This window comes from Streptococcus sp. SO4, assembly GCF_030440055.1.
Taxonomy (GTDB): domain Bacteria; phylum Bacillota; class Bacilli; order Lactobacillales; family Streptococcaceae; genus Streptococcus; species Streptococcus nidrosiense.
On sequence record NZ_JAQFJI010000002.1, the window covers coordinates 80,262 to 106,989 of the forward strand.

Below are 26,728 nucleotides of genomic sequence, written 5' to 3' on the forward strand. Positions count from 1 at the left end.
TAAATTTACTTCAATGTAAAGTCTTCCCTTGGAATCCCGAGGTTTTATCCTTGAATCCAAGTTGTTTTTCTGTTATACTAATAAAATAATAAGGAGAAATATATATGACTAAACAGAGAATTAATCAAATTGTTGGTTCAATTGGTGCCTTTATTGGGATTATTGTATTTATAGCCTACATCCCCCAAATTTTTGCCAATTTACAAGGGAACAAAGCTCAACCATTTCAACCTTTATCAGCAGCAATCTCTTGCTTAATCTGGGTCATTTATGGATGGACAAAAGAGCCTAAGAAAGATTGGATTCTAATCATTCCAAACTCGGCCGGGGTTGTCCTTGGCGGACTGACCTTCCTTACTGCTCTATAAGAAATTAACTACTATAATAGCAACCACATCGAGCGGTTGCTTTTTTGCTTACTTTCTTGATTTAAAAGCCTTTTTCTGATTCTAATTCTTGTTGTTTCCCCTCTTCTTTTGTGATACAATAGCATCAATTCATTTCTAGGAGGATGAGATATGGTTTCTACTATTGGTATTGTTAGTTTGTCTAGTGGCATTATCGGAGAAGACTTTGTCAAACACGAAGTGGACTTGGGGGTCCAACGTCTCAAGGATCTAGGACTCAATCCTATCTTTTTGCCCCATTCGTTAAAAGGATTAGACTTTATCAAGGGCCATCCTGAAGCCCGTGCGGAGGATTTGATGCAAGCCTTTTCTGATGATAGCATCGACATGATCCTATGTGCCATCGGCGGAGACGACACCTATCGTTTGTTGCCCTACCTTTTTGAAAATGACCAACTAGAAAAAGTTATCAAACAAAAGATTTTTCTTGGCTTCTCAGATACAACCATGAACCATCTCATGTTGCATAAACTAGGAATCAAGACCTTTTATGGTCAATCCTTTTTAGCAGACATTTGTGAATTGGACAAGGAAATGCTTGACTATAGCCTTCACTACTTTAAAGAATTGATTGAGACTGGTAGAATCTCAGAAATCCGCCCTAGTAACGTTTGGTATGAGGAACGGAGTGATTTTAGTCCCAAAGCCTTGGGAACAGCTCGTGTCAGCCATGCAAATACAGGTTTTGACTTGTTACAAGGAAATGCCCAATTCGAAGGAGAAATCCTCGGTGGTTGCCTCGAATCCCTCTACGATATCTTTGACAACTCTCGATACGCAGATAGCACGGAGCTCTGCCAAAAATACAAACTTTTCCCTGACTTGTCAGACTGGGAAGGAAAGATCCTCTTGCTAGAGACAAGCGAAGAAAAGCCTGAGCCAGAAGACTTCAAAAAGATGTTGCGGACTTTAAAGGACACTGGCATATTCGAGGTCATCAATGGAATCTTGGTCGGAAAACCTATGGATGAAACTTTCTATGACGACTATAAAGAGGCACTATTGGATATCATTGACAGCAATATCCCAATTGTCTATAATCTGAATATCGGACACGCAACTCCAAGAGCAATTGTACCCTTCGGAGTCCACGCCCATGTAGATGCAACGGAGCAAGTCATTCGCTTTGACTATAACAAAGAAAGCTGAGATAGAACTCTCAGCTTTTTTATATTCTCCTATGTTCTAGACATCTAACGTCACTTATTTCCACTTTTCCATTCACAATCATTCTCATGGTCATCAACCAAACCTGCAGCCTGTAGAAAAGACAAAACTGCAATAGGACCCGTAAACTTAAAGCCTCGTTTTTTGAGATCCTTGGATAATGTCTCAGACAAGGCTGTTTTGGCTGGTGCTTGACTGTAGTCCGGGATATCATTAACGATGATTTTCCCATCTACAACAGACCAGAGATAAGCATCAAAAGAGCCATACTCTTTCTGAACTTGTAGAAAGGCCTGGGCATTAGCTCGCGTCGCAAAAATCTTGGCGCGATGACGAATGATAGCTGGATTTTCTAACAAAGATTCCAGTTCTTCATCCGTCATGTCTGCAACAGCTTGAATTTGGTAACCATGAAAAACTTGACGGAAAGCTTGGCGTTTGTTGAGCACCGTTTCCCAAGACAGGCCTGCCTGATAGGTTTCCATGCACAATAACTCAAAAAGCGCTCGATCGTCATGTAGGGGTTGACCCCATTCCTCATCGTGGTAGGCTACATACAGAGGGTTGTTCATTTTAACCCAGCCACAGCGTTTTGACATAGAAATCTCCTATTTGACCAACATCTTAAGGGCAGATTTGATGTAGTTTTCAGCTGTATCAGTCGTTCCTTCGAAGAATTTCTTGATTTTCTTAAGCTCAGCCGCCTTGTAACCCAAGGCCAACATAGCTTCCATGGCTTCTTCCAATTCTTGGTTATCGTTGCTAGATGGAGCAACAGTCTTAGCAGGGAGGTCATCACCTGCCACAACCACCTTACCTTCTAAGTCCAAGACCATCTGTTGGGCTGTTTTCTTCCCGATTTTAGGGAACTTGGTCAGGTAGGTTATATTCTTGGTCTCGATGGCTTGAACAAGCCCTGCATTGTCATCAGCTGCAATAATGGCAAGAGCTGATACAGGACCAATGCCCGACACCGAAATCAAGCTGAGAAAGAGTTTTTTCTCGTCCTCTGAACGAAAGCCGTAAAGCAGGTGAGCATCTTCGCGAATAACTTGATGGACATAGATTTGCGATTCCTGATTGACTTGTCCTGAGTAAGCATAAGGGTTGGCTACGTGTAGGATGTAGCCGATGCCGTTAGCTTCTAGGACGATGTATTTAGCAGTAATTTTGGTAATAATACCCTTTAGATATTCGTACATAATTTTCCCTTCAATTTATACTCAATGAAAATCAAAGAGTAAACTAAGAAGCTAACCGTAGGCATAACTTAAGTTAGACAAGGTAAGGCTGACGCAGTTTAAAGAGATTTTCGAAGAGTATTAGTATTTTCCTAGTTCTCGTAGACTGGTGTGATTTTCCTGAATGCGACGGAACATCTTTTCCATGTCCGACTTGGTAAAGTGCACCAAAACAGGGCGTCCGTGTGGACAATTATAGGGGTTGTCGCATTTAGAGAGCTGATAGAGAAGCTGTCTAGCTGAGTGGTCATCGATGCGATGATTGGCCTTGATGGAACGCTTGCAGGACATCATAATCGCTAGCTCTGCTCGGTATTTCTTGATTGAAACTTCCTTGGTCAAAAGGAGCATATCACACATCTCGTAGATCCCTGACTCGATTTCCTCCTCTGCCATCCAAATAGGATGTTCCCGAAGGATGAATTGATTCTCACCATATTCTGCTAGAAAGACTCCCACTTCCTCTAAAAGAGGCATTCTTTCCTTGAGACGAAGGGCATCATCTGCTGGAAATTCAAAGATGTAGGGCACTAGGAGCTGCTGCTGGCTCTGGTCAACATTGCCAATGCTTTCGCGGTACTCTTCGTACTTAACCCGCTCCTGGGCCGCATGCTGGTCTATGATGTAGAGCCCATCTCGACCTTGGGCAAAGAGGTAGGTTCCGTGCATCTGACCGAAAAATTCCAACTCTGGGAAGCTAGACGACTCTTCCCTTTCCAGCTTATCATAAGCCTTATCCAAACTAGCTAGATCTAACTCTGGATGATCTAGTTGGTCGTAGCTGACCGATTTTCTCTCTGCAAAATGCAGTTTAGCTGGTTTGGTTATCTGGTCTAAGGTTTCCTTGGCGAAGAGGTTCAAATCCTGTTTCTCTTCAGTCAAGTCTACTTGACTGTCTGAAACCTCAGCTGGAATAGAGATTGTTGCTTCCGTTTGCTCGTAGTAGAGATTGTTTTCTTTAAGTGGGAGAATGGTTTGCTCTACTTTTTCACGGTTGCGAACGGTAGATTTGGCAAGATTTTCCAAGGCATCCGGAATCAAGGTCTGCTCCTTGAGGCTCTTTGCGATAGCTTCTGAAACCAGCGCCATCAGTTCTCTTTCCTTAGAAATCCGCACTTCTTGCTTGGTTGGATGCACATTGACATCTGCTAGATAAGGATCGATATGGATGTGAATAACAGCCAGCGGAAAACGCCCTACCATGAGCTTGCTTCCATAACCATCTAAAATGGCACGATTGAGCAGGAAATTTTTGATATAACGGCCATTGATAAAGAGACTGATGTAGTTGCGATTAGCCCGCGTCAATTCAGGCAATGAAACAAAACCTGAAATTTCAAAATCTAGGTCCGAATTCTCAATTTCAACCATCTTTTTGGCACTGGCTAAACCATAAATCCCAGCAATGGCTTGGCGCAGTTGACCCGTACCAGCTGTTCGTGTCATCTCCTTGCCATCACTAATCAGGCTAAAGGAAATCTCAGGATGGGCCAAGCCTAGACGATTGACGATATCGATGATATGAGATAACTCTGCCTGTTGGCTCTTCATATACTTGAGACGAGCTGGTGTGTTGAAAAAGAGGTCCTCCACACAAACCTTGGTCCCAACAGGACTGGTCGCAGGGATGATTTCTTCTACTTCTCCCCCACGAGCCACTAGCTTGGTCCCGTGACTTGCGCCATCCACTGCTGTCAAAAGAGTCAGTACACTAACAGATGCGATAGAGGGCAAAGCTTCACCACGAAAACCAAGTGTTCGAATCCGAAAAAGATCTGCCTGATTCTTAATCTTACTGGTTGCATGACGGCGGAGAGCCAACTCTACTTCGTCGTGGGCAATCCCGTGACCATTATCTGTGATTTGGATTTTCTTAAGACCAGCTTCTTCAATCTCAACGATAATCTGGCTTGAGCCAGCATCGATAGCATTTTCAACCAACTCTTTAACTACGCTGGCAGGACGTTCGATCACTTCTCCTGCTGCAATCTGGTTGGCCAAGACTTCTGGCAATTCAATAATATGAGACATCTTTCAGCCCCTTTCTTAACTGTTTTTATCTATTTCTCTGAAAATAATACTCTTCAAAAATCAAATTCAAACCACGTCAGTCTCGCCTTGCCGTACTCGAGTACAGCCTTCGGCTATCTTCCTAGTTTGCTCTTTGATTTTCATTGAGTATAAGCTAGTGCTATTATACCATATTTCACTCGTTTCCAAAAAAGTCCAAGAAGCAACTTTCTTCCCGATTTTACTAGGTTATTTGCCAAGTTTGTGGTAAAATAGGTAGAAACAATATTTTAAAAAGGAGAAAAGACACATGCACATTTTTGATGAGCTAAAAGAGCGTGGTTTGATTTTTCAAACGACTGATGAAGAAGCTTTACGTAAAGCCCTAGAAGAAGGTCAAGTTTCTTATTATACTGGCTACGATCCAACTGCTGACAGCCTTCACCTAGGCCACCTTGTCGCAATCTTGACAAGTCGTCGTTTGCAGCTAGCAGGTCACAAACCTTATGCGCTCGTTGGCGGTGCTACAGGTCTCATCGGAGATCCGTCCTTCAAAGATGCTGAGCGTAGTCTCCAAACAAAAGACACAGTAGATGGCTGGGTCAAGTCTATCCAAGGACAACTTTCTCGCTTTCTTGATTTTGAAAATGGTGAAAATAAAGCTGTCATGGTCAACAACTACGACTGGTTTGGCAGCATCAGCTTCATTGACTTCCTCCGTGATATCGGAAAATACTTCACTGTCAACTACATGATGAGTAAAGAATCTGTTAAAAAACGGATCGAAACAGGGATTTCTTACACTGAGTTTGCCTACCAAATCATGCAAGGTTATGACTTCTTTGTCCTTAACCAAGAGCACAATGTAACCCTCCAAATCGGTGGTTCTGACCAATGGGGAAATATGACTGCTGGTACAGAGTTGCTTCGTCGTAAGGCTGACAAGACTGGTCACGTTATCACTGTTCCACTCATTACAGACGCAACTGGTAAGAAATTTGGAAAATCTGAAGGAAACGCTGTTTGGCTCAACCCTGAAAAGACTTCTCCATACGAAATGTACCAATTCTGGATGAATGTCATGGACGCTGACGCTGTTCGCTTCTTAAAAATCTTTACTTTCTTGTCACTTGATGAGATTGAAGACATCCGCAAACAATTTGAAGCGGCGCCACACGAACGTTTGGCTCAAAAAGTCTTGGCTCGTGAAGTCGTAACACTTGTCCACGGAGAAGAAGCCTACAAAGAAGCCCTTAACATCACTGAGCAACTCTTTGCAGGAAACATCAAAAACCTTTCTGTCAAAGAGCTCAAACAAGGACTTCGTGGGGTGCCAAACTACCAAGTTCAGGCAGACGAAAACCACAATATTGTGGAACTGCTCGTCTCATCTGGTGTAGTTAACTCAAAACGCCAAGCCCGTGAAGACGTCCAAAACGGAGCTATCTACGTCAACGGCGACCGCATCCAAGACCTTGATTATGTCTTGAGTGACGCTGATAAGTTAGAGAACGAACTGACTGTTATCCGTCGTGGGAAGAAAAAATACTTTGTTTTGACTTATTAAGAAAGTAAAACCACGAAGTTTCGTATTAACTTCGTGGTTTTTACTATACACTTTTTCTAGGATTATTTCCGTTTTCTGCGATGCAACAAAGCTCGGTTGATTCGTTAAGTTTTTTATGGAGTTGCCAAATCTAATACAACCAAATTAGGCCGTAAATTGTTAAAAAGATCAACTAAAGGATTGGGCTCCGTATGGTGCCCCCCAGCCCAAAAATTTATTACAGCCATTCTTTTCCCCATTGATTTAAGTCCTTTAAAATCGGCATCAGCGATTTGCCTTTTTCTGTCAGCTCATATTCTGTATGGAGTGGCATAGATTCAAAATCGAATCTCTCAACCAATTGGTTCTCTATTAAAACATCTAGTCCACGTGTTAGACTGATAGTTGTAATCCCTTCAACTTCTCTTCTCAATTGATTGAAACGGACTTTCTTATGCTTGTTTATAACCCATAATATATTCATCCTCCATTTCCCACCAACCACATCTAAGACACGAGACATACTACAGTTCCAATTTTTATTTGTTAACATTTTTTCTCCTTACAAAAATGTGCCTACTACACAACTTATTTATAAAGTATTATAATCTTTTTATCATTTATTTTAAAGGAGTTATTTATGTTTATTATAAACCTTACCTATATTGAGCCACTTGAAGTAGTTGAAAAATATTTACAAGAACACATAAATTTTCTGAACCATTATTATGCAGAAGGTTTGTTTATTGCATCTGGTAGAAAAAATCCAAGAACTGGAGGAATTATCCTTATGCAAGGTAAGAATAACGAAGCTGTCCAAGAAATCATTAGGCAAGACCCATTCTACAAAAATAAGATTGCCCAATATGATATTATTGAATTTGAGGCAAGTAAATATTGTCCTGAATTGAAAAATATACTAACCAATCAATTCGATGGAAGTAAATAAATTTGATAAACTAGTGCAATTAAAGGAATTCAAAATCGCCAGATTGTTTGCTATATAGAAGCTCTTTTGTTACACTACTATTATGAATACAAACCTCAAACCCAAACTCCAGCGTTTTGCTTCTGCGACTGCCTTTGCCTGCCCTATCTGCCAAGAAAAACTGACCTTGGTAGAGTCTAGTCTCAAGTGCGATAATCGCCATTCTTTTGACCTAGCAAAATTCGGCTATGTCAATCTGGCCCCTCAAATCAAGCAATCCGCCAACTACGACAAGGAAAACTTTCAAAACCGTCAACAAATCCTAGAAGCTGGCTTTTACCAAGCTATTTTAGAAGGTATTTCTGACCTACTAGCGACTAAATCATCTGCAAAAACAGTCTTAGATATCGGTTGTGGCGAAGGATTTTACTCTCGTAGACTACAAGAAAGTCATCCTGACAAGACCTTCTACGCCTTTGATCTCTCGAAAGACTCGGTCCAAATCGCTGCTAAAAGCGAACCCAACTGGGCAGTCAATTGGTTTGTTGGTGACTTGGCTCGCCTTCCTATAAAAGAAGCCAGTATGGATATTCTTCTCGATATCTTCTCACCTGCCAACTACGGAGAATTCCGACGAGTCTTATCAAAGGACGGCATCTTAATCAAGGTCATCCCGACTGAAAATCACCTCAAGGAAATCCGTCAGATGGTACAGGATCAGCTGACAAAGAAGGATTATTCAAACCAAGATATCAAAGAACACTTCCAAGAACACTTCAGCATCCAATCTAGTCAGATTGCTTCCCTGACCAAGTCTATCACCGTAGAGCAACGCCAAGCCTTGCTCAGCATGACGCCCCTGCTTTTTCATGTCGACCAGAGCAAGATTGATTGGAGCCAGTTAACTGAGATTACTATCGAAGCAAAGATTCTAGTCGGAAAAGCCCTGTAAACTAGTTTATGAGATAAAACCAAGCCCGCACCTCTTCTTGAGATGCGGGTTTAAAACACGATTTTTCACTGTCTTTCCGAAAAGTATAAAAAATTTTGACCTCTCCATTTATTTTCGATTTGAAATGACAAATTTATCAATAAATAGCAAGTGATATAAGGCAAGTGATGCCCCATAACAACATCCATGAAAAGAGATTTCTTGATGAGTCAGTGGAAACGAAGAACTATTACCCATATAAAGGCATGACCAAATTACAAGAAGAATCCAAAATAAATCAGTCCATTTATATTTTGAAAAATATTTTTTCCACATAAGAACACCCTCTTTCTTTACTATAATACTATTATAATACTGTTTGTAAACGAATACAAGAAATTTGAGGTAACAGCTAAGAAGAACCTGAGGTTTAAAGATAGTACAACCAGCCTTCTTAGTGTTCTCTAGGTCTGATTTTTAAGTCTAGAAATTATTGACAAATTATTTTTTCTTTTGAGACTAGTCAACTTCAAGTCCATAACATTCAAAAAAGCGAATTTCAATTGAAACTCGCTTTTTTGCTAGATAGTGTAATAACTATTAAATTGTATATCTTAGTTCAAGTGCCAGATATCTTCGTTATACTGAGCGATTGTACGGTCAGATGAGAAGAATCCTGCTTTAGAAATGTTAACGATGACTTTATCCAACCATGCGTCACGGTCTTCGTAGTCAGCAAGCATTTGCTCTTTCACTTTGATGTAGTCTTCCAAGTCAAGAAGAGTCATGAACCAGTCTTTGTTGATTAATTCGTTATAAAGACGTTCCAAGCGTTCAATCTTACCAACTGCAAGAACAGCGTCGCTCACGATAAAGTCAACCAATGGTTTGATCGCTTTACGAGCGTAGAATTCGCTTGATTTGTATGCTGCTTTCGCGTAAAGGTCGATAACAGTTTCTGAATCTTCACCGAAGATGTAGATGTTTTCGTCGCCAACCAACTCAGCGATTTCCACGTTAGCACCGTCCATAGTACCAAGAGTCAAAGCTCCGTTCAACATGAATTTCATGTTACCAGTACCTGAAGCTTCTTTAGAAGCAAGTGAGATTTGTTCTGAGATGTCACATGCTGGGATCAAGAAGCTTGCTGCAGTAACGTTGTAGTTTTCAACCATAACCACTTGCAAGTGTGGTGCTACTTCTGGATCGTTGGCAATTACTTCTGACAAGCAAAGGATCAAGTGGATGATGTCTTGAGCAATTGTGTAGGCAGGAGCTGCTTTACCACCAAAGAATACTGTGATTGGACGAGCAGGGATGTTACCAGCCTTGATGTCAAGATATTTGTGGATCACATACAAAGCGTTCATTTGTTGACGTTTGTACTCGTGAAGACGTTTGATTTGGATATCAAAAATAGAGTTTGTATTGATTTCCACACCTTGGTGTTCTTTCAAGTGACGAGCCAATTTACGTTTGTTGTGAGCTTTGATGCTTTCCAATTTTTCTTTGACAGCAGCCTTGTCTTCGTATGAAAGAAGGTCTTCCAATTTAGAAGCTTCATGGTGCCATTCGCGTCCAAGAATCTCATCCAAGTAGTGAGACAAGCTTGGGTTAGCATGCATGAGCCAACGACGGAATGTGATACCGTTTGTTTTGTTGTTGAATTTTTCTGGGTAGATGTCGTAGAAAGCTTTCAACTCTGAGTTCTTCAAGATTTCAGTATGAAGAGCTGCAACCCCGTTTACGCTGTATCCGTAGTGGATATCCATGTGAGCCATGTGTACACGATCATTCTCATCGATGATTTGAACAGATGGGTCTTTGTATTCTGCTTTAACACGACGGTCCAATTCTTTGATGATTGGTACCAAGTGAGGAACCACTTCTTCCAAGAATTCAAGAGGCCATTTTTCAAGGGCTTCAGCAAGGATTGTGTGGTTTGTGTAAGCAGTCATGCTACGAACGATAGAGATTGCTTCATCAAGTTCGATACCACGTTCAGTCAAAAGACGGATCAATTCAGGGATAACCATTGATGGGTGAGTATCGTTGATTTGTACAACTGCGTAGTCAGCAAGGTCGTGCAAGTTGCTTCCTTTTTCGATTGCTTCATCGATGATCAATTGCGCACCATTTGAAACCATGAAGTATTGTTGGAAGATACGGAGCAATTCACCTTGTTTATCGCTATCATCTGGGTAAAGGAAAAGAGTCAAGTTGTGAGCGATATCTGTCTTGTCAAAGTTGATACCATCTTGGATGATTGAAGAATCAACTGAATCCAAGTCAAACAAACGCAAACGGTTTTTAGTAGCTGTTTTGTAACCAGGTACATCGATATCGTAAAGAGTAGATGTCAATGTAAAGTGTGCAAATGGCACTTGGTAGCTACGGCTTGAGCGAACCAACCAGTTTTGGTCAGTCAACCAAGCGTTAGGAATAGTTTCTTGTTGGTTGTTTTTAAGAACTTGTTGGAAAAGACCGAAGTGGTAGTTCAAACCAACACCATCACCATTCAAACCAAGTGTAGCGATTGAGTCGATAAAGCAAGCTGCCAAACGTCCCAAACCACCGTTACCAAGTGATGGTTCCAATTCTACTTCTTCAATTTCGATCAACTCTTTACCTGCGTCAGCAAGTTCTTTTTTAACTTCGTCATAAAGACCAAGGTTAATCAAGTTGTTTGATAAGAGTTTACCAATCAAGAACTCAGCTGAGATGTAGTAAACTTTTTTCTTACCAGTATTCACTGGTTTTTGGCTGCTAGCAAGTTTGCTGTAGTTAAGAAGAGCAAGATAAAGCTCTTCGTTGCTACATTCTGCGATAGATTTATTGTAACGGTTTTGTACAAATTCTTTTAATGGTAACATTTTTGTGTCTCCTGATAATGTCTTATTTCTTTAATTCTACCAAATTTTCATTGATACGGCGATAAATTGTAGTCAAGTCAAGCAAAGTTTCTTCAACAGCAGGAGTCAATTGTTCCTCTGTCATACGCCATGACCAGTTTCCACCAAGAGTAGATGGGAAGTTCATACGAGCTGAACCATCCAATTCTAGCAAATCTTGCATAGTAGCAATCGTCATGAAACTTACTGATGCGAAAGCTGTACGAAGCATAGCATGCACCACTGTTTCGTACTCTTTACGGTTTGTGTAACGAGCCATGTACTCACGAGTTGGATCATCAATCTCATCACGGTACCAACCAAGAACAGTGTTGTTATCGTGTGTTCCAGTGTACATAACTGAGTTTGCTGGTGCCAAGTGTGGGCTGTCGATACTTTCGTGTTCTGGATTGAAAGCAAATTGAAGGACTTTCATTCCTGGGAATCCAGTGCGCTCACGAAGCTCGATGACTTCATCAGTCATGAAACCAAGGTCTTCAGCGATGATGTTCAAGTCACCAAGTTCTTCTTTAACCGCTGCAAAGAGTTTGTAGTCAGGTCCTTTCACCCATTTACCAGGTGCCGCTGTTTCAGAACCCGCAGGGATTTCCCAGTAAGACTCAAATCCACGGAAGTGGTCGATACGCACAATATCGTAGATTTTGAAGCTTTCACGCAAGCGTTCAATCCACCATTTGTAACCATCTTTATCCATTGCTTCCCAGTCATAGATTGGGTTCCCCCAAAGCTGACCAGTCGCAGAAAACTCATCTGGTGGGCATCCTGCGATGCAAGTTGCTTTCCCATTTTCATCTGTTTTAAAGAGGTGTGGATTTGCCCACATATCGCTTGAATCTTCAGCAACATAGATTGGCATATCCCCCACAATCTCGATGTGGTTTTCGTTAGCGTATGCTTTCAATTTCAACCATTGTTGGAAGAAGAGATATTGGGTTACGCGGTGGTAAACAAGTTTGTCTGCCAATTGTTCACGGTAGCTTTCCAGAGCTGAAGCTTTACGCGCACGAATATCTGCATCTGGCCACTCTGTCCAAGCGAGATTATCAAAATGCTCTTTGATAGCCATATACTCTGCAAAAAGTTCAAGCCATGATTGGTTCTCTTGAGCAAATTTTTCAAAATCTTGGACATCCCCAACTTCAAGGAAACGTTTGACTGCTTTTTCAAGAAGAGGACGACGTGCGTAATAAATCTTAGCGTAATCAACTTCAGTTGGATTGCTACCGAAGTCTACTCCCTCAAGATCACTTGCTTCTAACAAGCCTTGCTCTACCAAAATATCAAGATCGATAAAATGAGTGTTCCCAGCAAAGGCTGAGAAAGATTGATAAGGAGAATCTCCGTAGCTTGTTGTTCCTAAAGGAAGGATTTGCCAGTAACGTTGTTTGGTACGAACCAAGAAGTCAACGAAATCATAGGCGCTTTGACCAAATGATCCGATTCCGTAAGCTCCTGGAAGTGATGAGATGTGCATCAACACACCACTTTGACGTTTTTTCATAATAGCACCTCAAGTGTTTTTTTAATTAATTGTTTCAAATTTGTGCGCAAACGTTTGCGCTAAGTAAAGTATAACCCATTTCAAAAAGAAATGCAAGCGTTTTTAAAAAACTTTTATGATTTATTTTTTATTGATAAACTTTTAAGTTACTATATTCTTATTTTTAAAATCCTTTCAACCTTCAGCTTATTCATGCAATCGTTTCCCTTCAATTATTTTTGAATCGAAATTTACACGATTACATCTTTCTCTTCTATTATACAAACAATTTTAGGAATTAGCCAGCAACAAGCTTTTTAAAATTTTTTCAAAAAAACGCTTGCAACCGTTTTCTGTTTGTGCTATACTATGGTCATAAGGGAAAACGTTTGCGTTTCCTCGAAATTAAAATTTGTTATTCTTTAGGAGGAATACACTATGTCAACTAAATTCATGAAGAGCGCAGCTGTACTTGGTACTGCTACTCTTGCTAGCTTACTTTTGGTAGCTTGCGGAAGCAAAACTTCTGATAAAGCTGCTGACTCTTCTGCATCAGGAAGCCAAGAAATCACTTTCTATGTTGAAGACCAATATAAAGCTTTCGCAGAATCAGCTGCTGCAGCTTACGAAAAAGAAGCGGGTGTAAAAGTTACTATTAAAACAGGTGACCAATTAGGTGGACTTGACAACCTTTCACTTGATAACCAATCAGGTAAAGCTGCTGACGTCATGATGGCACCATACGACCGTGTAGGTAGCCTTGGTACTGACGGACAACTTTCAGAAGTAACTTTGAGTGACGGTGCTAAAACAGACGATACTACTAAATCTCTTGTAACTGTTGGTGGTAAAGTTTATGGTGCTCCAGCTGTTATCGAGTCACTTGTTATGTACTACAACAAAGACTTAGTGAAAGAAGCTCCTAAGACATTTGCTGACCTAGAAGAACTTGCTAAAGATAGCAAATATGCCTTCGCTGGTGAAGACGGAAAAACTACTGCTTTCCTAGCTGACTGGACTAACTTCTACTACGCATACGGACTTCTTGCTGGTAACGGCGCTTACGTATTTGGTGACAACGGTAAAAATCCTAAAGATATCGGTCTTGCAAACGATGGTGCTATCGCAGGTATCAACTACGCTAAGACTTGGTACGATAAATGGCCTAAAGGTATGCAAGACACTGAAGGTGCTGCAAACTTGATCCAAACTCAATTCCAAGAAGGTAAAACAGCTGCAATCATCGACGGTCCTTGGAAAGCTCAAGCATTCAAAGACGCTAAAGTAAACTACGGTGTTGCAACTATCCCAACTCTTCCAAACGGTAAAAACTACGCAGCCTTTGGTGGTGGTAAAGCTTGGATCATCCCATCAAGCACTAAAAACCTTGAAGGGGCTCAAAAATTTGTAGACTTCCTTGTTTCAACTGAACAACAAAAAGCATTCTACGATGCTACTAACGAAATCCCAGCGAACACTGAAGCTCGTGCTTACGCAGAAGGTAAAAAAGATGAGTTGACAACTGCCGTTATCGAACAGTTCAAGAACGCTCAACCAATGCCAAACATCTCTCAAATGTCAACAGTTTGGGACCCAGCTAAAACAATGCTCTTTGACGCTGTAAGCGGTAAGAAAGATGCTAAAACAGCTGCTAATGATGCTGTAACATTGATCAAAGAAACAATCCAACAAAAATTTGGTAACTAATTGATTGCTTCAAGGGAGATAATTTAAACATCTCCCTTGATTTTTAGATATACTGACAATGTTTTCAGTAACTTTGCTGATTAGCATCGAGTTCAACGCTCGTATCTTAGGAAAGGAGCACTCATGGAACAACAACCCAAAAAAGCAGCCTTGCTTTCATTGATTCCTGGGTTGGGGCAAATCTATAACAAACAAAAAGCTAAAGGTTTTATCTTCCTTGCTGTAACAGTAGTTTTTGTCCTCTATTTTATTGCACTTGCAGCACCTGAATTGAGCAACTTGATCACTCTTGGTGAAAAACCTGGTCGTGATAACTCTCTCTTCATGTTGATTCGTGGTGCATTTCACTCTATCTTTGTAATTGTTTATCTAGCATTCTATCTTTTCAATATTAAAGACGCTCATACGATTGCAAAACGTATCAATAATGGCATCCCTGTCCCATTGACACTTAAGGATATGATTAAAGGTATCTATGAAAATGGATTCCCATACTTGCTCATTATCCCATCTTACGTTGCCATGACATTTGCCATCATCTTCCCAGTTATTGTAACCTTGATGATTGCCTTTACTAACTATGATTTCCAACATTTACCACCTAATAAATTGTTGGACTGGGTTGGATTGACTAACTTCACAAATATCTGGAGCTTGAGTACCTTCCGTTCAGCCTTCGGTTCTGTTCTTTCTTGGACTATTATCTGGGCTTTGTCTGCATCTACTTTGCAAATTGTACTCGGTATCTTTACAGCTATTATTGCTAACCAACCATTCATCAAAGGAAAACGTATCTTTGGTGTTATCTTCCTTCTACCTTGGGCTGTCCCAGCCTTCATCACTATCTTGACATTCTCAAATATGTTCAACGATAGTGTCGGAGCTATCAACACTCAAGTTTTGCCACTTTTTGCTAAGGTTCTTCCTTTCTTAGATGGCGTTCTCATCCCTTGGAAGACAAATCCAACTTGGACTAAAATCGCCTTGATTATGATGCAAGGTTGGCTTGGATTCCCTTATATCTATGTCCTAACTCTCGGTATCCTACAGTCTATTCCAAACGACTTGTATGAAGCAGCTTATATCGACGGTGCAAACGCTTGGCAAAAATTCCGCAGCATCACTTTCCCAATGATTTTGGCAGTTGCGGCACCTACTTTGATTAGTCAATACACCTTCAACTTCAACAACTTCTCTATCATGTACCTCTTCAATGGTGGTGGCCCTGGTAGTGTCGGTGGTGGAGCTGGTTCAACCGATATCTTGATCTCATGGATTTACCGTTTGACAACCGGTACGGCTCCACAATACTCTATGGCAGCTGCCGTTACCTTGATTATTTCAATCATTGTCATCTCTATTTCTATGATTGCCTTCAAGAAACTACACGCATTTGATATGGAGGACGTCTAAGATGAATAACTCAATCAAACTAAAACGTAGACTGACTCAAACCCTCACTTACCTCTACTTGATCGGGCTTTCAATCGTCATTATCTATCCTCTTTTAATCACGATTATGTCTGCCTTCAAGGCTGGTAACGTTGTGGCCTTTAAACTCGACAGCAATGTCAACTTTAGTCTTGATAACTTCAAAGGGCTCTTTACAGAAACCTTGTACGGGACATGGTACCTTAATACTTTGATCATCGCTTTGATCACTATGGTCGTTCAGACAAGTATTATCGTGCTTGCTGGTTATGCCTACAGCCGTTACAATTTCTTGGCTCGTAAACAAAGTTTGGTCTTCTTCTTGATTATCCAAATGGTGCCAACAATGGCCGCTTTGACTGCCTTCTTCGTTATGGCCCTCATGTTAAATGCCCTTAACCATAGCTGGTTCCTCATCTTCCTATATGTCGGTGGTGGTATCCCTATGAACGCTTGGTTGATGAAAGGTTACTTTGACACCGTGCCAATGTCTCTCGATGAATCTGCAAAACTGGATGGTGCAGGACACTTCCGCCGCTTCTGGCAAATCGTTCTCCCGCTCGTTCGCCCAATGGTTGCGGTACAAGCACTCTGGGCCTTCATGGGACCTTTCGGAGACTACATCCTCTCTAGTTTCTTGCTTCGTGAGAAAGAATACTTTACAGTTGCCGTTGGTCTCCAAACCTTCGTCAACAATGCGAAGAACTTGAAGATTGCCTACTTCTCAGCAGGTGCTATCCTCATCGCTCTTCCAATCTGTACACTCTTTTTCTTCTTGCAAAAGAACTTCGTTTCAGGACTTACAAGCGGTGGCGACAAGGGGTAATATACCCCCGCCACCCTTTTTCATTTTTGAACTAATGCTGATATAGTCTGATGAGAATCAAGAGATTATTGAGAATACCCTCATTGTTAGTTGATAAATTTTATTAATAATCTACTTTCAACAAGGATTCGTATCCCCTGCTTGAAATAAAACACATTTCTCTATATAATACTCGTATAGAAAAATGCCTATAGAAAGAGATTTATGTTACCATATCCATTTTCTTATTTTAATAGTATTTGGGGATTCCGTAAGCCCCTCTCTCATCGTTTCGGTCTAAACTGGTTTCAACTGATTTTTACCAGTATTTTCTTGATTAGCTTGTCTATGGTTCCTATTGCCATCCAGAACAGCTCTCAGGACACCTATCCTTTAGAAACCTTCATCGATGATGTCTACGCTCCTCTGACGGACGATGTCGTACAAGATTTAGCTGCAAATACTCAGATTAATGATGGGAAGCTGAGCTATACTGGTTCAACTCCTCATCTAGCTTCTGTTCAAATCGGAGACTCTTCTAGTTCAAACTTTCCTGAGGAATTACTTCTTAACTTTGAACCTGAGCAACTCGTCATCAGTAAGCAAGGAAAAGAATTGACTAGCATTCGCTATCATGCGATCACGACCGATAGTTTCCAAAGCAAGGAAAGCTTAACGCAAGCCATTTCTAAAGACTGGTATCAACAGAATCGTATCTATGTTAGTCTCTTTCTTGTGTTAGGTTCTAGCTTTCTCTTCGGACTTAATTTTTTCATCGTTGCTCTAGGTTCTAGCCTCTTGCTCTACTTTACGAAAAAATCACGTCTCTTTTCATTTAAAAGCTATAAAGAGTGCTATCATTTCATTTTGAACTGTTTAGGATTACCAACCTTACTTGCCATGATTCTCGGTCTCTTGGGGCAAAACATGGCAACTTTAATTACTGTTCAAAACATTTTATTTGTTCTATACCTGGTCACTATCTTTTACAAAACGCATTTTCGTGATCCAGACTACCATAAGTAGGAGATTATTATGCCTGTTACGATTAAAGACGTGGCCAAGGCTGCAGGGGTCTCACCCTCAACCGTAACCCGTGTTATTCAAAACAAATCAACCATTAGCGATGAAACTAAAAAACGAGTTCGAAAGGCTATGAAGGAACTCAACTACCACCCTAACCTCAATGCCCGAAGCCTGGTTAGTAGTTATACGCAGGTTATCGGCTTGGTTCTTCCAGATGATTCAGACGTTTTCTATCAAAATCCTTTCTTCCCTTCTGTCCTTAGAGGGATTGCACAAGTTGCTTCAGAAAATCACTATGCTATCCAGATTGCAACTGGAAAAGACGAAAAAGAGCGCTTAAATGCAATTTCACAGATGGTCTATGGAAAGCGTGTAGACGGTCTTATCTTCTTGTATGCCCAAGAAAATGACCCCTTAGTTAAACTCGTTACTGAAGAACAATTTCCCTTCCTCATCCTTGGGAAATCACTATCACCTTTTATTCCACTTGTTGACAACGATAATATTCAAGCTGGTTTTGATGCAGCCGAATACTTCATTAAAAAAGGATGCAGCCGCATTGCTTTCATCGGTGGTGCCAAGAAACTCTACGTTACGCAGGATCGTCTAAGAGGTTACGAGCAAGCCCTTCAAGAACACAAACTATCTCTTGATAGTCATCGTACCTTCTTTGCAGATGAATTCCTTGAAGAAAAGGGCTATAAATTTAGCAAACAACTTTTTGAATACGATCCAAAAACCGATGCTGTTATCACAACAGATAGCCTCTTAGCTGAAGGTGTTTGTAACTACCTCAACGAACATCAGCTTAATGTCCCTGTTCTCAGCTTTGACTCTGTTAATCCAAGATTAAACCTAGCGGCCTATGTCAATATTAATAGTCTTGCTCTTGGTCGCACTTCGTTTGAGACGATTCTTCAAATCATCAATGATGTCAAAGAAAATCGTCAAATCTGCTATCGTCAAGTGATTGCACATGAAATCATTGAAAAATAAGAAAAACCAACTCTAACATCTTTTGCTTAGAGTTGGTTTTTTGTAATCTATTTTTATAATTGATTAGTTTTCGACTTCGACAAATCGGCCTAGGATATGAACGTTTTCTGAAACAGAAACAAAGGCTGTTGGATCAACTTGCTTCATGATCAGTTTAAAATCATTGAACTCTGCACGAGTGATAACCGTAATCAAAACAGCCTTACGTTCGTGGTTATAGGTTCCTTCAGCATCATGAATCATAGTTGCTCCACGATGCAATTTATTATGGATCTTCTCAATGACGGCATCTGGATTGCTAGTGACAATCATAGCCTGCATGCGTTTTTGCTTGGTGAAAACTGCATCTGTCACACGACTTGATACAAAGATGGTAATCATGGAATAAAGGGCATATTTCCAACCAAAGGTCACTCCTGCAATCAACATGATTGTGCCATTGACCAAGAAAGAGATACTTCCGACGTTACGACCAGTCTTCTTACGAATGGTTAGGCTGACAATATCTGTTCCACCACTGGAGATGTTATGACGTAAAGCAAATCCGATCCCCAGTCCCATGACAACACCCCCAAAAAGGGCATTAATGATTGGATCCTCTGTTAAGACCACCACAGGCACAAACTGGATAAAGAGCGAGCTCATGGATACCGTGATAAAGGTAAAAATCGTGAACTTATGCCCAATTTGATACCAAGCCAAAATCATGAGAGGAATATTGATGGCATAAAAGGCTACCGATATCGGGAAATGAAAACCAAACCAGTGGTTACTAAGGGCAGATATAATCTGGGCCAAACCTGTCGCACCACTTGAATAAACGTGCCCTGGTTGGAAAAAGAAATTGACGGCTACTGCTGATAGAAAACCATATACCAGAGAAGCTGAGATTTTTTCATCGTATTTTTCTCGAGAAATACTTTGTAAAACACGCAAAATCTTTACTCGATAAGCAAAGCGGCGAAGATAATGGTACCACTTTTTAGTTAGTTTCGTTTGTTTCATCTTGTTCTACTTGTAGATTAAGTTCCTCTAGTTGTTTAAGAGCTACTGTTGATGGTGCTTGCGTCATTGGGTCAGTTGCCTTATTGTTCTTAGGAAAGGCGATGACTTCGCGGATATTTTCTTCTCCAGCGAGCAACATGACAAAACGGTCAAGACCGATAGCCAAACCACCGTGTGGTGGGAAACCATAGTCCATAGCTTCCAAAAGGAAACCAAACTGGTCATTTGCTTCTTCAGCTGAGAAACCAAGAGCTTTGAACATACGTTCTTGAAGTTCTTTTTGGTTGATACGAAGACTACCACCACCAAGTTCATAACCATTCAAGACGATATCATAAGCAATGGCACGAACCTTAGCCAAATCACCTTCAAGCTCATGAGCAGTTTCTGCTTGAGGAAGGGTAAATGGATGGTGGGCACTCATATAACGCCCTTCTTCTTCTGACCATTCAAACATTGGCCAGTCAACAACCCAGAGGAAGTTGAATTTGTCATTATCGATCAAGCCTAGTTCCTTCGCAATACGTCCACGAAGGGCACCAAGAGTTGCATTAGCTACTTCAAGCGTATCTGCTACAAAGAGAACCAAGTCCTTATCTTCAAGACCAAGTGCTGTTGTCAAATCTGCCTGAACGCCAGTCAAGAATTTAGCAACTGGACCATTTAATTCACCGTCAACAACCTTGACCCAAGCCAGACCTTTAGCCCCATACTGCTTGGCTACCTCTGTCATCTTGTCAATATCTTTACGAGAGTAGTTGTCTGCTGCGCCTTTAACTACAATGGCTTTAACCGCAGGAGCTTCTGAGAAGACTTTGAAATCTACACCCTTGACAAGATCTGTCAAGTCTTGAAGCAACATTTCAAAACGAGTATCAGGCTTGTCAGAACCATAAAGAGCCATGGCATCATCATACTTCATTCGAGGGAATGGCAGTGTTACTTCGATGCCTTTTGTTTCCTTCATCACACGCGCAATCAAGCCTTCTGTGATGTCTTGGATTTCTTGCTCAGTCAAGAATGAAGTTTCCAAGTCGACCTGGGTAAATTCAGGTTGGCGGTCACCACGCAAATCTTCGTCACGGAAGCACTTGACGATTTGGTAGTAACGGTCAAATCCCGCATTCATCAACAACTGTTTTGTAATCTGCGGACTTTGAGGAAGAGCATAGAAATGCCCTTTATTAACACGAGATGGCACCAAATAGTCACGCGCCCCTTCTGGCGTTGATTTAGAAAGGAATGGTGTTTCCACATCGATAAATTCCAACTCATCCAAGTAGTTACGGATAGAATGTGTTACCTTGGCACGAAGTTTAAGGTTTTCCAACATTTCTGGACGACGAAGGTCAAGGTAACGGTAACGTAGACGTGTATCATCGTTTGCTTCAATGCCATCCTTGATTTCAAATGGTGTTGTTTTGGCTGTATTAAGTACAGTAAGAGCTGTTACATTCAGTTCAACTGCTCCAGTCGCCAACTTGTCATTGGCCTGCTCACGTGCAGCAACTTGACCAGTCACCTCGATGACAAATTCACTACGAAGGCTTTCAGCTGTTGCCATCACCTCTGCAGATACTTTTTCTGGGTTGATAACCAACTGCATGATTCCTTCACGGTCACGAAGATCGATAAAGATCAAACCACCAAGGTCACGACGACGGGCAACCCAGCCTTTCAAGGTAATTTCTTGTCCGATGTGCTCCTCACGAACACGACCAGCATACATACTACGTTTCATGTTTTCTCTCCTCTTATATTCTGTTACTATTTTACCATAAAAGCGCAGGCTCTTCATGAAAATCATCAGAAAAGTTGAGAGTTTCCTCTTATAAATGAAAAAATCCAGCAAAGTCATTCGCTGGATTTAGGTTTTCTTTATTTTTTACGCTTTTCAGCAATCTCTGCAGCCTTTTTAGGGAGAACAATCTCCGTTGCATAGGCTGTCGCAAATCGCATAATACCTGCGATTGGTGCAAAGATAACTGCTAGATGGTTATAAAAGAAATCCCCTTTAAAAGCATAGGCAAGCGCTCCAATAATAAAGAAGAGTACAACTGCCTGAATTACTGCTAATAATATCACTCGTTTCATGACTTCCTCCTGAGTCTATTATAGCATGAGAATCATTAAAAATCCGATTAAATTATTTAAAGCATGTAAAGCAATGCTATATGCCAAACCACCTTTGCTGACATAAGCTAAGCCCAAGCTCAAACCTAGGGAACCATACACTAGGAATTGTTGAGGAGTGCCAGGGAAATGAACAAGTGCAAAAATGATCGTACTTACAATAAGAAAGAGAGCTGTCTGCTTGATGTTATCCTGTTGAGGAAAGACATAGCGAGCTAACATACCTCTAAAGGTTAACTCTTCTGTCAGAGGCGCAAAAACAACTATCATAAAGAAAGAGAAGAGAGGTTGATTATGAGTCATTTGTTCTAACATCTGTTGATTGACTGATGGATCATTTGGTAAGAAATTTTGTGCAACTATGACAAGAACCAATACCAAGGCAGGCAACCAGATATATTTGTTAAGGGCTGTATTTTCAATCGTAACGGTTCCTGTCTTATACCACTTATAGGTAACGAAGGTGAAAATTCCTGCCAATAAGACATAAATTGGGACAGCAACATATTCAGGCGCACCCATTTTCATAGCTTCTAAGCCTACGCCCTGAATAAAACTATAGACCATAATAAATGATAAGAAAGTAAGACTATACCAACCGATATTTTGAAGTGTTTTCATAAGATTCTCCTATTTAAAATAACGTTTTGTTTTTCGTAAATGTGCAACATTGATATAGATATGGATGACAACTAAAAGAACTAAGGCAACCACTTGTATTTCTCGTAAAACAACTGATAATACTATCAATAAAAAATAGAGTGATGGCAGTAAAATTTGATCCAGCCTAAACAGAGTTAAAAAGGCACTCTCCATCTCTGCCTGCTTTTCTCCCTCATCATAACTGTTAAGATAATCTAAAATATCTTTTGGAGTGTAATAAGCAGACAGTTTATAGTGTCGAACGATAAAAATAGTTCGCAACAAGTAATTGGCAACAATAATGTATAAGCATAATAGAATAAGAGCTGGAAGAATTAGCAAGGTATTCTTAAATATCGGAGAAATCAGTATAATCCCACTGGTCATCATTGCTATCATCAAAACATTGGAAGAAACCGAACCATAATCCAAGTAACGATAGGCTCTTACATAAGTCTGATCACTATCTTCTTCCTCTGTCCCCCTTTGATAAAGAGTATAAACTTCTCGACTCTTACCAAGATAATACATGGCTAAGATGAAGGAAAGTCCTCCAATAACGAGAGCAAGTCCATAAATAGTAGGTAAGACTTGTGACATTTGAATCTGTTCAACTATACCTCTAAGAGTGTAAGCAAAGACTCCTACAAAAGCACTTAACATACACACTCCCACTCTCCACCATCTACGATTATTATTCATTTTCTGGCCCCTATCTAAACCAACTAATAACTTTTAGTAGTTTCAGTGATTGTTCCTATTTGAAATAACGTTTCACCATAGGTATTTGCATTACATTGATATAAATATGGACTACCGCTACGGCTAAAAGAGCTAATAACTGAATTTCTCTTGTAAGCACAGAAACGATAGTAATAAAAATATACAAACCTTGTAAAATATATTGGTTTAATTGAAATAAAATCCGAAAACTCTGTTCCAAATTAGCTTGTCGCTCTCCTTCATCGTAAGAATTGACATAATCTAACACATCCTTTGGCATGGAGAAAAATACCAAATCAAACTGACGAACAATAGAAATTGTCTTCAAAAGATGTTTTTGAACAACAAATAGCAACATCAACCCTAGAAAAGAGAGTGCTAAAGTTAGATAACTATTACCAAGTATAAGCACTTCAGTCGCCGATATAAAAAATGCTAACAAAGTCGTAACTGAAACTATGTTAGAAGCAATTGTTCCAAACTCAAGATTTCGATACATTTGCACATAATAGGTTTCATTCAGATTATCATCCATTTCCTCTTGATACAAGGAGTGAAATTCCCTACTTTTCTTTAGGAAATTGAAAGCCAAAAGGATACTAATCAATGCCAATAATAAACTAGAGCCAGAAAACCAAGGAATCAAATCTGTTAGATTGAAACTGACTCCCATTGCCAAAGCACGTCCCATAAACATACCTGTAATAAATACTGATATAAACAATAATAAGAAATATAGCACTCGTTTCTTTTTCATATTCATCCTCCCTCTAAACTAAACCAGCCAACCACTGACCAAAGGCTTTACCTGATTCAAAAATAGCTGTCAAACCTTCTGCTCCAAGCGACACCAAAAGCAAACAAACAACAAATAAGAGAATAGCTTGGTTTCTTGCTTTTTTCGCTCCATCTCCTAATGGCTCTTTACCTAGCCAACCTGCTAGATAAGCATAGAGAGCCACTGTTATAATCCCAATCTCCGTCGAAGAGAGAAACAAGAAGAGCGTCACCAAACGAACGATGTTGGTTTGGATGTTAAAATAGTTTCCTAAACCTGCACAGACACCTGCAAGTACTTTGTTCTCAGTATCTACTTGAAAACCTGCTAAAAATTCTTTCATGATTCTTCTCCTCTTACAACTTCTACATTTTTTAATTTCTTTTCAATCCATTCAACTACTGGGATGAGGCCAAAGTAAATCCAAAAGGATTGCTCACTTTGATACAGATTAAACCAGCCTAAGTCTGTCCCAATAATTAGAAACACGCTCACCAATAAAGCTACAAGTGCTACATAATAGAGCAGTTTATATCTCAACATCATTTCTCTCCTTTTACGAGCTCTTTGAATTTTATCTTTCTCTCTACCCATCTAAATACTAATAGTAGCACTAAATTTATCCAGAAGAGATATTTACTTTCAACGATCGTAAACCAACCAAATAGGGTTCCAATCATAGCCGAAAGATTAACGATAAACACAACGATACATAGATAATAAATCACTTTATACTTGTTCATCACTCATCCTCCTCTAAGCGAAAGACTGACTCGACTGGCTCATGGAAGATCTGAGCAATCTTCAGGGCGATGACGATGGATGGAGTGTACTCATCCCGTTCCAGCAAACTGATGGTTTGCCTAGACACGCCAGCTAGTTTGGCCAGTTCGGTTTGATTGAGACCATCGCGAGCTCTAAGCTCTTTTAGACGATTTTTAAGTTGCATGTTACACACCTACTCTCCGTCAAATTGAATCGTTTGGATGTCCTCAATGCGTTGTAGTTTGAATTTTTCTTTTCCCTTTTTATCTACACGTCGTAGCTTGATCCATTCCTCATCAACATCCACAACTTCCCAGTTATCTGTTCCAAATAATTGTCCAACGATGACCGGCGTTCTCCCAATCATTTCTTTTAATAATCTTGACATTTCTGTATTTCCTTTCTCTTTTCGCTCAAACTTTTTGATTTTATTCCCTAGTTTCTTGACCTTTTGAGAATGGTAGATACAAAACATAATCACAAGAGGTACAAATCCCAATGCCCACATAATCGTTCCTTTCTGCTATACTTTTCTTTAACTTGATTTCATTGTAACACATCTTTTTATTTTTGACAAGTATATTTGTCAAAAAGTTTAGGATTTTTGTCATTTTGCAAAAGAAAAAGGTCAGGAGTAAGATCCTGACCAGTTTATCTGTGATTAATACTCTTCGAAAATCAAATTCAAACCACGTCAGCTTTACCTTGTCGTACTCAAGTACAGTCTGCGGCTAGCTTCCTAGTTTGCTCTTTGATTTTCATTGAGTATAAAATCCTAATTTTGCAAAGATTTCTGAGAAGTTTTGGCTGATTGTTTCAAGTGAAACTTGAACTTCTTCTCGAGTTTGGTTGTTCTTGACTGTCACTTGTCCGCTTTCGACTTCGCTCTCTCCAAGAGTGATAAGAGTCTTAGCAGCAAAAACATCAGCTGACTTGAATTGCGCTTTGAGTTTACGGTTGAGGTAATCACGCTCTGCTTTGAAACCTTGTAGGCGAAGAGCTTGTACCAACTCCAAGGCTTTAAGATTTGCTCCTTCACCGAGAACAGCGATATAGACATCTAGGGCGTTTTCGATAGGGAGAGACACACCTTGCTTTTCAAGGATGAGAAGCAGACGCTCTACACCAAGTCCAAAACCAAATCCAGCAGTCTCAGGACCACCAAAGTAAGCAACCAAGCCATCGTAGCGACCACCTGCACAGACTGTCAAGGCATTGCCCTCAATCTCAGTGATGAATTCAAAAATCGTGTGGTTGTAGTAGTCCAAACCACGAACCATATTGGTATCGATGATGTAATCTACTCCAAGGTTTTCCAACATTTGACGCACAGCATCAAAATGAGCTTGGCTTTCTTCATCAAGGAAATCCAAGATAGATGGCGCATTTTCCACAGCTACCTTGTCTTCCTTTTCCTTCGAGTCCAAGACACGAAGAGGATTTTCTTCTAAGCGTCGTTGGCTATCCTTAGACAAGCTATCTTTCATAGGTGTCAAGTAGTCAATCAAGGCTTGACGGTAAGCCGCACGACTTTCAGGATTTCCAAGAGTGTTAAGATGTAGTTTCACACCTTGAACACCGATTGCTTTCAAGAAGTGGGCTGCCATAGCGATTGTTTCCACATCTGTCGCTGGATTGCTAGAACCAAAGCACTCCACACCGATCTGGTGGAATTGACGCAAGCGACCTGCTTGTGGGCGCTCATAGCGGAACATTGGACCCATGTAGTAGAACTTGCTTGGTTTTTGGACTTCTGGTGCGAAGAGTTTGTTTTCTACATAAGAACGAACGACCGGTGCTGTTCCTTCTGGACGGAGAGTGATATGACGGTCACCCTTGTCGTAAAAGTCATACATTTCCTTGGTTACGATATCAGTTGTGTCTCCAACCGAACGACTGATGACTTCGTAGTGCTCAAAAATAGGCGTGCGTACTTCTGCATAGTTGTAGCGTTTGAAGATTTCACGCGCAAATCCTTCAACGTACTGCCATTTGGCAGACTCAGCAGGTAAAATATCCTGCGTTCCTTTTGGCTTTTGTAATTTCATAGGGAATCCTCTTTATAACTTAATAGTCCTATTTTACCATAAATGAA

General features: G+C 40.4%; 28 protein-coding genes and 1 pseudogene. 10 read left to right on the forward strand and 19 right to left on the reverse strand.

Translation table 11 applies throughout. From position 1 onward, the window contains the following. Nucleotides 1-104: 104 nt before the first annotated feature. Nucleotides 105-368 (forward strand): SemiSWEET family transporter, encoded by a 264-nt coding sequence (locus PCY08_RS01575; protein ID WP_000166358.1) that lies wholly within the window; start codon nt 105-107, stop codon nt 366-368. Nucleotides 369-518: 150 nt separating this feature from the next. After that, on the forward strand, nt 519-1,556 hold the full coding sequence (locus PCY08_RS01580; protein WP_301559208.1) for a S66 peptidase family protein: 1,038 nt from the start codon (nt 519-521) through the stop codon (nt 1,554-1,556). Nucleotides 1,557-1,606: 50 nt separating this feature from the next. Here the strand turns inward: PCY08_RS01580 and PCY08_RS01585 are convergent, their stop codons facing one another. The 3 genes from PCY08_RS01585 to mutL all read right to left on the reverse strand — a co-directional run bounded on the left by PCY08_RS01585 (nt 1,607) and on the right by mutL (nt 4,846). Next, complete coding sequence (locus PCY08_RS01585) at nt 1,607-2,173, reverse strand: DNA-3-methyladenine glycosylase I (protein ID WP_301559209.1); 567 nt, start codon at nt 2,171-2,173, stop codon at nt 1,607-1,609. A gap of 9 nt (nt 2,174-2,182) precedes the next feature. Further along, nucleotides 2,183-2,776, reverse strand: coding sequence for a Holliday junction branch migration protein RuvA (gene ruvA, locus PCY08_RS01590; protein ID WP_301559210.1), 594 nt, complete (start codon nt 2,774-2,776; stop codon nt 2,183-2,185). Between the two features lie 120 nt (nt 2,777-2,896). Then, a complete protein-coding gene (gene mutL, locus PCY08_RS01595) occupies nt 2,897-4,846 on the reverse strand; it encodes a DNA mismatch repair endonuclease MutL (RefSeq protein WP_301559211.1) in 1,950 nt (649 codons plus the stop codon). Between the two features lie 289 nt (nt 4,847-5,135). On the opposite strand from mutL, the gene tyrS reads away from it, so the two are divergent. Next, nucleotides 5,136-6,392: a tyrosine--tRNA ligase gene (tyrS, locus tag PCY08_RS01600; RefSeq protein ID WP_036758166.1), complete on the forward strand. Its 1,257-nt coding sequence runs from the start codon at nt 5,136-5,138 to the stop codon at nt 6,390-6,392. Between the two features lie 217 nt (nt 6,393-6,609). Here tyrS and PCY08_RS01605 read toward each other — a convergent pair whose 3' ends face one another. Then, the gene (locus PCY08_RS01605) at nt 6,610-6,924 is read right to left on the reverse strand and encodes a helix-turn-helix domain-containing protein (protein ID WP_301559212.1); all 315 of its coding nucleotides are present in this window, start codon (nt 6,922-6,924) and stop codon (nt 6,610-6,612) included. Nucleotides 6,925-7,011: 87 nt separating this feature from the next. Here PCY08_RS01605 and PCY08_RS01610 point away from each other — a divergent pair, with 87 nt between their 5' ends. Together PCY08_RS01610 and PCY08_RS01615 are read left to right on the forward strand one after the other, a co-directional pair. Beyond that, the gene (locus PCY08_RS01610; RefSeq protein ID WP_301559213.1) at nt 7,012-7,320 is read left to right on the forward strand and encodes a YciI family protein; all 309 of its coding nucleotides are present in this window, start codon (nt 7,012-7,014) and stop codon (nt 7,318-7,320) included. Nucleotides 7,321-7,402: 82 nt separating this feature from the next. After that, nucleotides 7,403-8,251 (forward strand): putative RNA methyltransferase, encoded by an 849-nt coding sequence (locus PCY08_RS01615; RefSeq protein WP_301559214.1) that lies wholly within the window; start codon nt 7,403-7,405, stop codon nt 8,249-8,251. Between the two features lie 108 nt (nt 8,252-8,359). Here PCY08_RS01615 and PCY08_RS09950 read toward each other — a convergent pair whose 3' ends face one another. The 3 genes from PCY08_RS09950 to malQ all read right to left on the reverse strand — a co-directional run bounded on the left by PCY08_RS09950 (nt 8,360) and on the right by malQ (nt 12,643). Then, nucleotides 8,360-8,566 (reverse strand): hypothetical protein, encoded by a 207-nt coding sequence (locus tag PCY08_RS09950; RefSeq protein ID WP_033586337.1) that lies wholly within the window; start codon nt 8,564-8,566, stop codon nt 8,360-8,362. A 278-nt stretch (nt 8,567-8,844) separates the two neighbouring features. Continuing rightward, nucleotides 8,845-11,103, reverse strand: coding sequence for a glycogen/starch/alpha-glucan family phosphorylase (gene glgP / locus PCY08_RS01620; protein ID WP_301559215.1), 2,259 nt, complete (start codon nt 11,101-11,103; stop codon nt 8,845-8,847). A gap of 22 nt (nt 11,104-11,125) precedes the next feature. Then, a complete protein-coding gene (gene malQ / locus PCY08_RS01625) occupies nt 11,126-12,643 on the reverse strand; it encodes a 4-alpha-glucanotransferase (RefSeq protein ID WP_000747308.1) in 1,518 nt (505 codons plus the stop codon). 417 nt (nt 12,644-13,060) lie between these two features. Between malQ and PCY08_RS01630 the strand changes: the two genes are divergently transcribed. The 5 genes from PCY08_RS01630 (at nt 13,061) to PCY08_RS01650 (ending at nt 18,587) form a co-directional block, all read left to right on the forward strand. Further along, nucleotides 13,061-14,329, forward strand: coding sequence for an extracellular solute-binding protein (locus PCY08_RS01630; protein WP_301559216.1), 1,269 nt, complete (start codon nt 13,061-13,063; stop codon nt 14,327-14,329). A gap of 123 nt (nt 14,330-14,452) precedes the next feature. Further along, a complete protein-coding gene (locus tag PCY08_RS01635) occupies nt 14,453-15,742 on the forward strand; it encodes a carbohydrate ABC transporter permease (protein ID WP_301559217.1) in 1,290 nt (429 codons plus the stop codon). Between the two features lies 1 nt (nt 15,743). Further along, entirely contained in the window at nt 15,744-16,586 is an 843-nt protein-coding gene (locus PCY08_RS01640; RefSeq protein WP_045613887.1) for a sugar ABC transporter permease, read from the forward strand. Nucleotides 16,587-16,790: 204 nt separating this feature from the next. Next, nucleotides 16,791-17,591, forward strand: a complete 801-nt coding sequence (locus PCY08_RS01645) for a DUF1189 domain-containing protein (protein ID WP_301559218.1) — start codon at nt 16,791-16,793, stop codon at nt 17,589-17,591. 9 nt (nt 17,592-17,600) lie between these two features. Beyond that, on the forward strand, nt 17,601-18,587 hold the full coding sequence (locus PCY08_RS01650) for a LacI family DNA-binding transcriptional regulator (RefSeq protein ID WP_301559219.1): 987 nt from the start codon (nt 17,601-17,603) through the stop codon (nt 18,585-18,587). A gap of 63 nt (nt 18,588-18,650) precedes the next feature. Here PCY08_RS01650 and PCY08_RS01655 read toward each other — a convergent pair whose 3' ends face one another. The 12 genes and pseudogenes from PCY08_RS01655 to hisS form a co-directional block, all read right to left on the reverse strand. Then, a complete protein-coding gene (locus PCY08_RS01655) occupies nt 18,651-19,592 on the reverse strand; it encodes a YitT family protein (protein WP_000814911.1) in 942 nt (313 codons plus the stop codon). Continuing rightward, nucleotides 19,570-21,333 (reverse strand): aspartate--tRNA ligase, encoded by a 1,764-nt coding sequence (aspS, locus tag PCY08_RS01660; RefSeq protein WP_301559220.1) that lies wholly within the window; start codon nt 21,331-21,333, stop codon nt 19,570-19,572. Before aspS ends, PCY08_RS01655 begins: the two co-directional genes overlap by 23 nt. Nucleotides 21,334-21,470: 137 nt before the next feature. Beyond that, entirely contained in the window at nt 21,471-21,686 is a 216-nt protein-coding gene (locus PCY08_RS01665) for a hypothetical protein (RefSeq protein ID WP_060955102.1), read from the reverse strand. 18 nt (nt 21,687-21,704) lie between these two features. Next, the gene (locus tag PCY08_RS01670) at nt 21,705-22,346 is read right to left on the reverse strand and encodes a CPBP family intramembrane glutamic endopeptidase (RefSeq protein WP_301559221.1); all 642 of its coding nucleotides are present in this window, start codon (nt 22,344-22,346) and stop codon (nt 21,705-21,707) included. A 9-nt stretch (nt 22,347-22,355) separates the two neighbouring features. Further along, entirely contained in the window at nt 22,356-23,069 is a 714-nt protein-coding gene (locus PCY08_RS01675) for a DUF3169 family protein (protein ID WP_301559222.1), read from the reverse strand. Nucleotides 23,070-23,124: 55 nt separating this feature from the next. Further along, on the reverse strand, nt 23,125-23,847 hold the full coding sequence (locus tag PCY08_RS01680; protein WP_301559223.1) for a DUF3169 family protein: 723 nt from the start codon (nt 23,845-23,847) through the stop codon (nt 23,125-23,127). A gap of 13 nt (nt 23,848-23,860) precedes the next feature. Next, a complete protein-coding gene (locus tag PCY08_RS01685; RefSeq protein ID WP_223140307.1) occupies nt 23,861-24,211 on the reverse strand; it encodes a PspC domain-containing protein in 351 nt (116 codons plus the stop codon). Then, the gene (locus tag PCY08_RS01690; protein WP_301559224.1) at nt 24,208-24,411 is read right to left on the reverse strand and encodes a hypothetical protein; all 204 of its coding nucleotides are present in this window, start codon (nt 24,409-24,411) and stop codon (nt 24,208-24,210) included. Before PCY08_RS01690 ends, PCY08_RS01685 begins: the two co-directional genes overlap by 4 nt. Then, complete coding sequence (locus PCY08_RS01695; RefSeq protein WP_301559225.1) at nt 24,411-24,611, reverse strand: hypothetical protein; 201 nt, start codon at nt 24,609-24,611, stop codon at nt 24,411-24,413. Before PCY08_RS01695 ends, PCY08_RS01690 begins: the two co-directional genes overlap by 1 nt. After that, on the reverse strand, nt 24,611-24,817 hold the full coding sequence (locus PCY08_RS01700; RefSeq protein WP_049508780.1) for a helix-turn-helix transcriptional regulator: 207 nt from the start codon (nt 24,815-24,817) through the stop codon (nt 24,611-24,613). Before PCY08_RS01700 ends, PCY08_RS01695 begins: the two co-directional genes overlap by 1 nt. Before the next feature lie 9 nt (nt 24,818-24,826). After that, nucleotides 24,827-25,295: pseudogene (locus PCY08_RS09955) on the reverse strand (hypothetical protein). Between the two features lie 96 nt (nt 25,296-25,391). Continuing rightward, the gene (gene hisS / locus PCY08_RS01710; protein ID WP_301559226.1) at nt 25,392-26,681 is read right to left on the reverse strand and encodes a histidine--tRNA ligase; all 1,290 of its coding nucleotides are present in this window, start codon (nt 26,679-26,681) and stop codon (nt 25,392-25,394) included. Between the last annotated feature and the right edge of the window lie 47 nt (nt 26,682-26,728).

Coding starts and splice junctions, on each gene's coding strand:
- PCY08_RS01575 (WP_000166358.1), top strand. CDS start 105: ATGACTAAACAGAGAATTAATCAAATTGTTGGTTCAATTGGTGCCTTT.
- PCY08_RS01580 (WP_301559208.1), top strand. CDS start 519: ATGGTTTCTACTATTGGTATTGTTAGTTTGTCTAGTGGCATTATCGGA.
- PCY08_RS01585 (WP_301559209.1), bottom strand. CDS start 2,173: ATGTCAAAACGCTGTGGCTGGGTTAAAATGAACAACCCTCTGTATGTA.
- ruvA (WP_301559210.1), bottom strand. CDS start 2,776: ATGTACGAATATCTAAAGGGTATTATTACCAAAATTACTGCTAAATAC.
- mutL (WP_301559211.1), bottom strand. CDS start 4,846: ATGTCTCATATTATTGAATTGCCAGAAGTCTTGGCCAACCAGATTGCA.
- tyrS (WP_036758166.1), top strand. CDS start 5,136: ATGCACATTTTTGATGAGCTAAAAGAGCGTGGTTTGATTTTTCAAACG.
- PCY08_RS01605 (WP_301559212.1), bottom strand. CDS start 6,924: ATGTTAACAAATAAAAATTGGAACTGTAGTATGTCTCGTGTCTTAGAT.
- PCY08_RS01610 (WP_301559213.1), top strand. CDS start 7,012: ATGTTTATTATAAACCTTACCTATATTGAGCCACTTGAAGTAGTTGAA.
- PCY08_RS01615 (WP_301559214.1), top strand. CDS start 7,403: ATGAATACAAACCTCAAACCCAAACTCCAGCGTTTTGCTTCTGCGACT.
- PCY08_RS09950 (WP_033586337.1), bottom strand. CDS start 8,566: ATGTGGAAAAAATATTTTTCAAAATATAAATGGACTGATTTATTTTGG.
- glgP (WP_301559215.1), bottom strand. CDS start 11,103: ATGTTACCATTAAAAGAATTTGTACAAAACCGTTACAATAAATCTATC.
- malQ (WP_000747308.1), bottom strand. CDS start 12,643: ATGAAAAAACGTCAAAGTGGTGTGTTGATGCACATCTCATCACTTCCA.
- PCY08_RS01630 (WP_301559216.1), top strand. CDS start 13,061: ATGTCAACTAAATTCATGAAGAGCGCAGCTGTACTTGGTACTGCTACT.
- PCY08_RS01635 (WP_301559217.1), top strand. CDS start 14,453: ATGGAACAACAACCCAAAAAAGCAGCCTTGCTTTCATTGATTCCTGGG.
- PCY08_RS01640 (WP_045613887.1), top strand. CDS start 15,744: ATGAATAACTCAATCAAACTAAAACGTAGACTGACTCAAACCCTCACT.
- PCY08_RS01645 (WP_301559218.1), top strand. CDS start 16,791: ATGTTACCATATCCATTTTCTTATTTTAATAGTATTTGGGGATTCCGT.
- PCY08_RS01650 (WP_301559219.1), top strand. CDS start 17,601: ATGCCTGTTACGATTAAAGACGTGGCCAAGGCTGCAGGGGTCTCACCC.
- PCY08_RS01655 (WP_000814911.1), bottom strand. CDS start 19,592: ATGAAACAAACGAAACTAACTAAAAAGTGGTACCATTATCTTCGCCGC.
- aspS (WP_301559220.1), bottom strand. CDS start 21,333: ATGAAACGTAGTATGTATGCTGGTCGTGTTCGTGAGGAGCACATCGGA.
- PCY08_RS01665 (WP_060955102.1), bottom strand. CDS start 21,686: ATGAAACGAGTGATATTATTAGCAGTAATTCAGGCAGTTGTACTCTTC.
- PCY08_RS01670 (WP_301559221.1), bottom strand. CDS start 22,346: ATGAAAACACTTCAAAATATCGGTTGGTATAGTCTTACTTTCTTATCA.
- PCY08_RS01675 (WP_301559222.1), bottom strand. CDS start 23,069: ATGAATAATAATCGTAGATGGTGGAGAGTGGGAGTGTGTATGTTAAGT.
- PCY08_RS01680 (WP_301559223.1), bottom strand. CDS start 23,847: ATGAAAAAGAAACGAGTGCTATATTTCTTATTATTGTTTATATCAGTA.
- PCY08_RS01685 (WP_223140307.1), bottom strand. CDS start 24,211: ATGAAAGAATTTTTAGCAGGTTTTCAAGTAGATACTGAGAACAAAGTA.
- PCY08_RS01690 (WP_301559224.1), bottom strand. CDS start 24,411: ATGTTGAGATATAAACTGCTCTATTATGTAGCACTTGTAGCTTTATTG.
- PCY08_RS01695 (WP_301559225.1), bottom strand. CDS start 24,611: ATGAACAAGTATAAAGTGATTTATTATCTATGTATCGTTGTGTTTATC.
- PCY08_RS01700 (WP_049508780.1), bottom strand. CDS start 24,817: ATGCAACTTAAAAATCGTCTAAAAGAGCTTAGAGCTCGCGATGGTCTC.
- hisS (WP_301559226.1), bottom strand. CDS start 26,681: ATGAAATTACAAAAGCCAAAAGGAACGCAGGATATTTTACCTGCTGAG.